The 9,460-nt window shown below is 69.1% G+C and carries 5 protein-coding genes and 1 pseudogene; 1 reads left to right on the forward strand and 5 read right to left on the reverse strand.

All coding sequences use genetic code 11. The features are described 5' to 3' along the window. Positions 1-70: 70 nt before the first annotated feature. Positions 71-868 (reverse strand): DUF5677 domain-containing protein, encoded by a 798-nt coding sequence (locus tag AB0389_RS05930; protein WP_366394073.1) that lies wholly within the window; start codon positions 866-868, stop codon positions 71-73. A 116-nt stretch (positions 869-984) separates the two neighbouring features. On the opposite strand from AB0389_RS05930, the gene AB0389_RS05935 reads away from it, so the two are divergent. After that, the gene (locus AB0389_RS05935) at positions 985-1,194 is read left to right on the forward strand and encodes a hypothetical protein (protein WP_366394074.1); all 210 of its coding nucleotides are present in this window, start codon (positions 985-987) and stop codon (positions 1,192-1,194) included. Positions 1,195-1,253: 59 nt separating this feature from the next. Here the strand turns inward: AB0389_RS05935 and AB0389_RS05940 are convergent, their stop codons facing one another. From AB0389_RS05940 to AB0389_RS05955, 4 genes and pseudogenes are all read right to left on the reverse strand, one after another. Continuing rightward, the gene (locus AB0389_RS05940; RefSeq protein ID WP_366394075.1) at positions 1,254-2,225 is read right to left on the reverse strand and encodes a hypothetical protein; all 972 of its coding nucleotides are present in this window, start codon (positions 2,223-2,225) and stop codon (positions 1,254-1,256) included. Between the two features lie 6 nt (positions 2,226-2,231). Continuing rightward, positions 2,232-5,669 carry a DNA polymerase III subunit alpha gene (dnaE, locus tag AB0389_RS05945; RefSeq protein ID WP_366394076.1) on the reverse strand — a complete coding sequence of 1,146 codons (3,438 nt, stop codon included), beginning with the start codon at positions 5,667-5,669 and terminating at the stop codon, positions 2,232-2,234. Positions 5,670-6,875: 1,206 nt separating this feature from the next. Continuing rightward, positions 6,876-7,271 (reverse strand): annotated as a pseudogene (locus AB0389_RS05950) (nuclear transport factor 2 family protein); the annotation flags it as partial. Between the two features lie 1,877 nt (positions 7,272-9,148). Then, on the reverse strand, positions 9,149-9,460 hold a 312-nt coding region (locus AB0389_RS05955; protein ID WP_366394077.1), incomplete at its 5' end, for a transposase.

Below are 9,460 nucleotides of genomic sequence, written 5' to 3' on the forward strand. Positions count from 1 at the left end.
CCGGACACGACCCTCTTGGACGTGCCGCGTCGCTTGTCAAACGCGGATGCGGACTGGTTCTCACTGCATGTCACTGAGGCGCGGCAGCAACCGGGACAGCGCCCCTCTTCAGGTTGAGGATCTCAGCGGGAAGGCCCAGGTTGTTCATAATCTTCTCAATGGTCTTCTTCATCGGGTGGCCCTCGATATAGGGGCTGATCGCGTTCGCAGCCTGCAGAAGTGCAACCGGGATCCACAGTCGCTCGACGATCACCTCCGCGCCCTGCGGCTCCGTCGCGAAGTACAGCTTGTCGTCCTTCTCGACCACGAACGGGTTCGCCGTGTACGCCGTCGTGTGGGACAAGGCAGAGTGATGCCGGTACACCGGATATATCTCCGGAGTCCCGTACGCCTTGGCGAGGTTGTCGAAGTTCGACAGTTCGCCGAGTAGCCGCTTGTGCAGCTTCTCGTCGGCCTCGTCCGCAAACTCGAGTGGCGCTGTCTCGACCGATACGGGGTCGGGCAGGTTCCATGTCTCATTTACGTTGTTGGCTAGCTTGGTGCGGTGTTCGTCGGAGTACGCGCGGATAGCCCTCAGCGCCGGCCACCCGTTGTCGACGAGCCAGTTCATCGCGTACGCGTGACCGATCAGGTTCCTCATCAGGGGCGCGGCTTCCACGCTGAAGCTGTCGTCGTAGAGCCGGACGACCGCCTTCGCCGTGCGGTTGGTGAACTGCCACCAGCCCATCAGCATCGGCATCATCGGCATGTCGCGGACAGCGACGGTCACGCCGGTACCGACAACCTTGTCCGCTTCGGCGAGCAACAGCGGGACGACTGCACGGCAGCGCCTGAGGCATTGCTCATTCGGTCCGAACTTGTAGGTCATGATCCTGAATGTAGCTTGCGAGCCAGCCCCGTGGCCTGCGCGCTTGCGTCTGCTGATGCTCTGTCGGCCGTCCGCCGCGGGGCGGCCGCGAGGTCCGGCGCAGTTCCCTTTGGAACATGGGCGAAGCCGTCCCACGACTCGTGGTTTTTCGGCGTCTGTGTCTCTCACACGGCTCCGGTGCCGTGATCGACTCGGTCAACGTCAGCGAGGCGCTTCCACAGCGAGGGCAAATCCCCGCCAACGATCTGTCCGCCGCGCCCTCCGGTCCGATCGACGGCATGCCACCCATGCCGCTGCGCGGTTTCCTCATCGGCGAAGACGATTGAATGGAGCTTTCCCTATGAGTTCATGGAGGCGGAGGAGCACGTCCGAGGCCGGGGAGCGGTCACATTCCGGCTGTGCTGGCCGGCCGGACGGTGCCGGGTCCGAAGCGGGCCCGGGCACGGTCGGCCGCGGCCTCGATGCGGCGCGCTTTGTCGTCGTCGGGCCCGAAGGAGAGCTGCCGGGACACGGAACCCGCCTCGCACAGCTTTTCGGCCTGCAGGGTGAGGCAGCGGACCCGGGCCCGTTGGAGGCCAAGCGTCGTGTGCAACGCGTGTGCAGCCGCGCGTAGTTGAGGGCTGTGTGCAGTGGCCTCGGCCAGGGCGCGGGCACGCGCTGTCGTCGAGCGGTCGGCGTACTGGACGGTCAGGGTCAGTGATCGGCACGCCTGCCGCTCTCCACGGAGGCGGGTGCCGAGGCGTTCGGCGAGGTGGGTCAGGGCGCTGCGCTGTTGGTCGGGGTCGAGTTCGTCGCGTACGAAACGGTGCTCGGCGCTGAAGGTGCGGGGCGGGGCGCCGGGCGCTACTCGGGTGGGGTCGTTGCCGGCCGCCCGCTGATGGAGCTGCCGGCCGGCGGCCGTTCCCAGGATGCGCTGGAGTGTGAGCAGCGGAGTGGCGGCTATCTGGTCGGCGGTGGCCAGACCGTAGGAGGCCAGGGTACGCACCGTCGCCGGGCCGATCCCGGGCAGCGCGGCAGCGGGCAGGCCGGTCAGGAACGCGGCAACGGCCTCGGGGTCGTCGGGAATGGTGCGAATCGCGCCGGGTGCTCCGCGGTGGGCGGTCAGCCGGGCGAGCAGGGGGTTGGGGCCGATGCCGATCGTCGTGTCGACGTCGAACCGTGCGGCCACCCGCATCCGGATCAGCGCCGCGAGGGAGGCGGCGTCACGGTCGAAGTACCGCACGCTCCCGGACACGTCGGCGAGCGCCGCGTCGGGCGGGAGGGCCTGGCAGACGGGCGTGAATTCGCCGATCATATCGATGAATTGGCGGTACACCGGGTCGGGTTGCGGGTCACCGAAGTGCAGGTAGAGGATCATCGCCGGTCACCCTGCGCTTCCGGGGCTCGCATGGTAGAAGGTCCTTCCGTCGAGGGCGGTGTGGGCGGCCGGGGTGCCGGGAGGTCTCAGGTCGGCCCAGGGGTGCAGGGTGTAGCCGGTCGGCTGCGTGATGGTGCGCCGCGTACCCGATCGGCGCGCGGCGGTCGCGGGGCGGGCGAGCCGGTCGGCGACCGCGGCCGGGCCTCCCTCGTAGTGCAGCTCGATCAGCTCGGCGAGATCCCAGGCGGCCGTACCGGTGATGCTGAAGGCGCGCGGTGGCCGTCGGGTCACCGTCCCGCGCACGAGCAACAGGCGGCTATGGAAGACCGTATGGGCGCAGCGCGCATGGCTGTCTTCGAAGAACGCCAGGTCGGACAGGCCCGTCGGGTCGTCGAGGGTGGCGAAGATGACGCGCTTGCCCGAGCGGATCGGCGGGGTCTGGGTGGCAACCTTGACGCCGGCGACCAGCACCGTGGCGCCGTGCCGCAGGCCGGACAGATCGGCGGCCGGGATCGCCCCGATGTCGGCCAGCAAGGACCGGTGCTCCTCCAGGAGATGACGCGAGACGTCAATGCCGAGCACGTCCAGCTCCGCAGCGAGTTGTTCGGAGCCGCTCATGACCGGGAGGCCGGTGACCGCGACGGCGTCGTCCGGCCCAGTGTCGGTCGCGGGCATGGGCAGTTGTCCTGCGGAGGAGCCCCGGCCGCGTCCAGACCGGTGCAACTCGGTCGTCTTCAGGAGGATTTCGCGCCGCGCACCAAAAGAGTCGAGGGCCCCGACCTGGACCAGGCGCTCGGCCAGCGGGCGGCTGGGGCGGGCGCGCTGCCAGAAGTCCTCGACCGAGGTATACGGCTGTCCGTCCGTGATGCGCTTGCTCTCGGCCTCGGTGATCCCGCGGACCTGGGACAATCCGATCCGAACTCCCCACTTACCGGACACCAGTTCGATTATATGTGCGGATTGAGAGTGATTGACGTCGGGCAGCAGCAGCGGCACCCCGTGACGCCGGGCGTCCGCGACCAGGACCCGCTTGTGGTACATCCCCGGATCGTGCGTGAGCAGCCCCGCGAGCAGGGCCGCCATCCGGTGCGCCTTGAGCCAGCTCGACTGGTAGGCGGGCTGCGCGAAGGCCGCGGCATGCGCCTTGGCGAAACCGAAACTGCCGAAGCCCTCCAGGACCTCCCACACGTCCCGGGCGGCCCGGATCGAATAGCCGCGCGCACGCGACCGGTCGGCGAACCAGGCCCGCACCCTGCCCTGCCGTTCGGGATCGGACAGGGCGCGGCGTGCCTCGTCGGCCATGCCCCGGTCGCAGCCGGTCATCGTCGCCATGATCTGGATGACCTGCTCGTGGAAGACCACCTGCCCCTCGGTCTCCGCCAGGATCAGCTGCAGGTCCGGGTGCGGAGTGCGGATCCGCTTTCGGCTGTCCCGGGCCTCGATCAGGGGCGCCACCATGTTCGCGGCGACCGGCCCGGGACGGAACAGGCTGATGTCGAGGGCTAGGTCGCCGAAGGACCGCGGCCGCAGATTCTGGACGAGTTCGCGCTGCCCGGGACTCTCCAGCTGGAAGGTGCCCATGGTGTCCCCGGACACGATCATGTCGTACGTGGCCGGGTCGTCCGGCGGCACCTGCGACGGGTCGTCCAGGTCGAGACGCTCGCCGCTGACCCGCTCGATCTCCGAGACAGCGTGGGCGAGTGCGGACTGCATGCGCACGCCGATGAGGTCCACCTTCGGGTGACCGGTGTCCTCGATATCCTCCTTGTCGAACTGGGACATGGTGATGTTCTCGACGGTGGTGGGCGCGACCGGGGTGCGCCGCAACAGCCCGGCGTTGGAGACGAGCAGACCGCAAGGGTGCATCGCCGCCTCATGCGGCAGCCCGTCCAGGGCCTCCACCAGCTCCCACAGCCGACCGTGCTCCTCGGCCGCGACCTCGCGCAGCTCCGGCAGCTCGGCGAGCGCCGCCCGCACGTCCTTCGCCCTGATGTGCGGGAACGCCTTGGCGAGGCGAGCCGCGTCGTCAGGGGCCATGCCCCGGGCGCGCGCCACGACCTCGATCGCGCCGCGCGCCCGGTACGTCTTGTACACGGCGAGCGTCGCCACCCGGTCGGCCCCGAACCGTTCCCGGACGGCCCGGTAGACCTCCAGGCGTCGCGCCGACTCCACGTCCAGGTCGATGTCGGGCAGCGCCGAGCGTCGCGCGGAGAGGAACCGTTCCATCAGCAGTCCGTGCGCCACCGGGTCGACCGGACTGATCCCCAGCAGATGCGTGACCAGCGAGCCCACGGCCGAACCGCGCGCCGCGACCCGGATGCCGAGCCGCTGGGTCTGGGCCGCCACTTCGGCGACGGTCAGGAAGTACCCGGCGAAACCGTGCCCGGCGATGATGCGCAGCTCGTCCTCGAGGCGGTCCCAGCGGTCGACCTCACGGTGGTAGCCGCGGCTCATCATGCCCGCTGCGCACCGGTCGGCGAGGACTCGGTCAGCCAACTCCTCCTGCACACCGACCAGTTCGGGTTCGGGAAGGTTCAGCCTGCCGAGCCCGAACGCCTCACCCGGGTCAACCGCGCAGACCGCTGCCGTCTCCTCGGTCGCCGCAAGCAGCCGCCGCGCGTCCGCGTCCCGGCCGCCCGCCGCCTCGGCGATGCGGCCCGCGATCCGTTCCATCTCGCCGGCGTCCTTCAGCCACCGCTGTCCGCTGTCGAGGCGGGACGCGTCCCGGTCGTCGACCGGCACGAGAAGCCGGGCGGAGTCCAGGATGTCGACGACCTCGCCCTGCTGCGGGTCGGCGTAGCGCACGGCATTGCTCACCACGGCCGTCACCTGCTGCTCGGCGGCGAATCCCGCCATCCGCGTGGCGAGCCGCAACGATCCCGGCCCGGTACCGGACCGCCCGTACCAGGACGCCTCCATGCGCAACGACGACCCGAACCGCTCACGCCACGGACTGAGCAGCGCCGCCGCCCGGTCCGGCCGCCCCGCCGCCAGCGCCTGCCCCACCTCGGAATCCGCTCCGAGAAGTACAAACACATCGTCCTGCGGGCAGGCGAGGTCCTCCCAGCCGACGCCCTGGCCAGACGCCGCCGACACGAGCCGGCAAAGCTCGGCCCAACCGCGCGGGGTCCGGGCCAGGAACACCGCACGCAGCGATGCCTCCGTCACGAACGCGCCGCCCCGAGCGGGGGTCCGCCGCCTACCCGGCGCCGCTCCCGACGCCGGGCTGCCACCGGGCACCGCCAGGTCCACCCCGAACAGCGGTCGGACCCCCACCCGGGCGCATGCCTTAGCGAAGCGCACCGCGCCCGCGAGCGAATCCCGGTCGGTCAGCGCCAAGGCATCGAGACCCCGCTCCGCGGCCCGCTCCGCCAGAGCGTGCGGGTGGCTGGCCCCATAGCGCAGCGAGTAGCCACTCGCTGCGCGGAGATGCGTAAACGACATACACACCTCCTGGTTCCCATGACCCCCCTTTGCGTCGCCTGTGCTGCCCCCGACCGGGAGAAGCACCCTAACTCAATAGTCGCACATTCGTTCGATCGGCAAGATGGCGGAAGCTCCCCCTGCCCCGCCTGTCGTCTCGGGCGGCATCCTGCCAGTCGACTGGGGCCCGAAGTCGTGACTGAGACCGTGTACCGGGCGGCGACCGACGGCACCGCCCAGCTGCGCTGCCCCGCCGGGCCGAGCGCGGCGCTGATCGCCCAGCGTGCCGCTACCGACGACGCCACCTTCATCGGCGACATCAGGGCCCAGTCGGCATCTGAACCGGGCCACCCAGCCCGGCCACGCCTTCGACGCCGTAATGCACCGCCCTGCGGGATCCCGCTCACCCCGCAACGGCCCGCCAGGAGCGATACCCGCCCATATCCCCGCCTCACCCTTCCCTGCCAGGAGAAATCGTGCGCGTCATCGCCTTTGGAACCTCCGGAATGATCGGGCGCGACGCCCTGCGGGACGACACCGTCGCCGAGGTCTCGCGGTCGTCCGACCGCCCTTGGATACGACCCACCCCAAGCTCCGGCAGATCGTCCACGCCGATTTCACCGACTACACGGCGATCCAGGACCACCTCACCGGCGTGGACGCCTGCTTCTGCCGCCTCGGCGTCTCCGCCGCGGGCCGCACCGAAGCCGACTACACCCGCATCACCTACGACTACACGCATGTGGGCCCGAGTCCAGGACCGCACAGAGAACAATCTGCGGGTGCCGCCCATGGCCGCTCACATGTTCCGTCCCGGATTCGCCCAGCCTTCGGCGGCGCCGTCTCTTGCCATTCGCGGCCGGCTTACGTGGACCCAGCGCCGAGCTCAGGTGGTCTAGACCAGCTGGGTTGACTTCTCGTCCCGGACGAGCTTCACGGGAGGTAATGCGGTTCAGCCCCCAGAGGACGGCGAGGCGGTCACGAATCAGTACGCGCGTGTCGGGAACGCCCCAGGTGGCGGCGTCTTCGGCCGGGCCCAGGCCCTGTCGGCGCGCCTCGTGCGCCTGGTCGCGTTCAGGTACTGCAAGAGGGGCGTCGTGCTCCTAGGAGACGATGTTGTCGGCTGTGTGCCGCATCAGCCCTTCCAGGTCCTTGGCCTCTATGCGTTCGAACGAGTGGTCGTGCACGGCGCGGACCTACGTCGCCTTGATTCTGGAGATCGGGGACACTCAGGTCGGGGAAGGAGTGGTGCTCGTGCGCAACCACCCAGCGGTCCGCTTCCTTGCGCAGCCCCAGGGTGAGCCGCAGCCAGAAGCCGGGTCGGGCCGCGAGCTCCTCCTCCGTCCCGCACCGTACGAGCGCATGGGCGAAGGCGACGTCCTGCCCGGCGGTGACCTCCAGTTCCTCAACGTCGAAGACGGCCCCCTGGGCCTGCCACTCGAAGAACCCCGGCCAGACCTCCCGGTAGGCGTCGGCACCCCGCACACCCTCGTAGGGCGGCGGAACGTCGAACATCACGATGTCCTCGGCATGATCCTTGACCACCATATCGATACGGCCCTGATGCACGGCCTGAGCCCATCGCTCGATGAGCGCTCGGATCTGCGCGCTGTCGTTCTCCATGAGTCTTCGCTCCTCCAGCTCGGCGCTTCGGTGACACGACTCGTCACGCGCTCCCGTGACGCCGCCCGGGACCATGACGTCGCTCCGCGCCTGGGCCGCTCGGTGCCGCAAGGCACGCCGTACAGGAATGAGACCCTCACCGTCCGGGAAACTCATCGGAACGTCACCGCGGCACGAAATCTCGTACGGGCTCACGGACCTCACGAGTGACCATGGTCATCGACGAGCACCCTGGTCGCGATCGGTGCCCAGATGCCCGCCTTGTCCGGAGGCCAGGGTGAGTCAGGCCCGGCGGTCCTTGCCGATCCGGTACGCCCATATCTAGGTGAGGCTCTGGGCTCCTGGCTGGAGGCCGTGACCGCCCGGCTGAACTGCTCCTTCACCGACGTCCTCAGCGCGCTCGGTCTACCCAAACGCGATTCGCCGACTGCCGCGCTGGACGACCCTGGCCAACCTCGACGAACTGGACGCGATCACTGAGGTAACCGGAGTACCTGCCGAAGTCCTCATGGCCATGCCCCTACTGCCGTACGACGGGCACGCCGTGGTTCTCGTGCCAGACCGACGCCGCGCGCACCGGCAGCTGCTGTGGGGGCAAGCGAGATCGCGGTGCCCCCGCCTGCTTGGAGGAGACCGGTGGCCGCTGGCAGGTGACCTGGCGGCTGAGCTGGTCCCTCGCCTGCGCCCTCCATCATGTCCTTCTCGCCGATCGCTGCCCGGCTTGTCACCGCGTCCCTCGCCTTCGCTCCCATCCCCACCGGGAAGTCCCGCGCCCGGGGCGATGCGCAAGCCCGGCTCTAACGGCGGCCCACGCCCACGGCGCTGCCACCACTCCCTCACCGACACCCCGCATATCTACCTCCCGCCCGCCGGAGAGCTGGAGAAGGCACGCTCCCCGACGAGCACTGCATCGACGAACCGCTCCAGTGGACGCCCCGGCTCCCCGCCCGCACCCTGCGTCACCTTGCTTTGCCAGGGCCTGAATCGGACAGCATCACCATCGTCCGGCTCAACCAGGCCGTGCCGGCAGCGACTTCTCCATCGCCCAGCTCGTCCGCGCTCTGAAACACCACCACGGCCCACGTCATCTGCCTGCTCGCCCAGCACCTCGTCGACTGGAGCCCGCCCCAGTTTCGCCGCACCCAGCACACCGCCACCCTCTTGGGACAGTGGCACACCGGGTACGAACGCCACCACCTCTCGCTGCGGAGCAACGCCGAACTCGCAGGAGCCAGCCTTGCCACGTGCGGCTGGCACTCCTCAAGAACAGCATCCCGCTCAGCCCTGCTGGGGCCTATCCGGGGCTCCCTCGACGGGAGTGATCGATCCAGAGCGAGGGTCAGGCATCCGGGCCTCGGTAGATGAGAGGCTGGCTACGCTCTGCTCATGACCCACCGTGATGCCACCTACTCATGGCTTCCTGACCACCAACTCTACGTCACCCACACCCTGGCCCACGTGGACCACACCATCGACCAGGCTATCCGCCTTACACGCGTACTCCGAGCAAGGCCCGCTCACCTTGGGAGAAGTCGCGGATGGAGATCGGTTGAACATGGTGGTTAGGGCAATCGCGCCTCTACCCGCGGCTATCCCACGGCTGGTGGCCGACGCCCTCACACAGCTTCGCGCCGCGTTGGAGCACACCCTGTACGCCGAAGTCCAGTCTCTTCTTGCCAGGCCCTTGACCAGGGAGGAGGCGCCTCGGATCGAGGTCCCAGCGACTACGACTGAGCTCGACTTCGAGAAGTGGCTTCGAGGGCGGCGGCGACCGGACATCCCTCCGCTCGTAGCCGGTCAACCGCTGGCTGAACGCCTCCGCCAATTGCAGCCCTTCCAGCAGACGGACAGCGATGAACATCCACTAAGAGTGTGTCTCACGTGGCAAGTTTCGCGAGCTTCTTGTAGCAGGTCAGGGCGGCGGCCAGGCCGAGGAAGGCGAGAAAGTGCGAGCCCTTTCGTTCGTATCGGACGGTGAGGCGGCGGTAGCCAAAGAGCCAAGCGATCGACCGTTCGATCTTCCAGCGGTGCCGACCGAGGCGTTCGCCGGACTCGATGCCGGGCCGCGCGATGCGCGCGACGAGCCCGCGCTCACGCAGCCAGGCCAGGTGGTCGGCGGAGAAGTACGCCTTGTCCGCGCGGAGTTTGACGGGTCGGCGCCGTCGTGGTCCCCGGCGGGACCGGACGGC

The organism is Streptomyces sp. NPDC093109 (assembly GCF_040701725.1).
In the GTDB taxonomy this organism is placed as follows: domain Bacteria; phylum Actinomycetota; class Actinomycetes; order Streptomycetales; family Streptomycetaceae; genus Streptomyces.

What these genes read in the sequence shown, in the direction of transcription:
- AB0389_RS05930 (WP_366394073.1), bottom strand. Translation starts at nt 868, where the DNA reads ATGACCTACAAGTTCGGACCGAATGAGCAATGCCTCAGGCGCTGCCGT.
- AB0389_RS05935 (WP_366394074.1), top strand. Translation starts at nt 985, where the DNA reads ATGGGCGAAGCCGTCCCACGACTCGTGGTTTTTCGGCGTCTGTGTCTC.
- AB0389_RS05940 (WP_366394075.1), bottom strand. Translation starts at nt 2,225, where the DNA reads ATGATCCTCTACCTGCACTTCGGTGACCCGCAACCCGACCCGGTGTAC.
- dnaE (WP_366394076.1), bottom strand. Translation starts at nt 5,669, where the DNA reads ATGTCGTTTACGCATCTCCGCGCAGCGAGTGGCTACTCGCTGCGCTAT.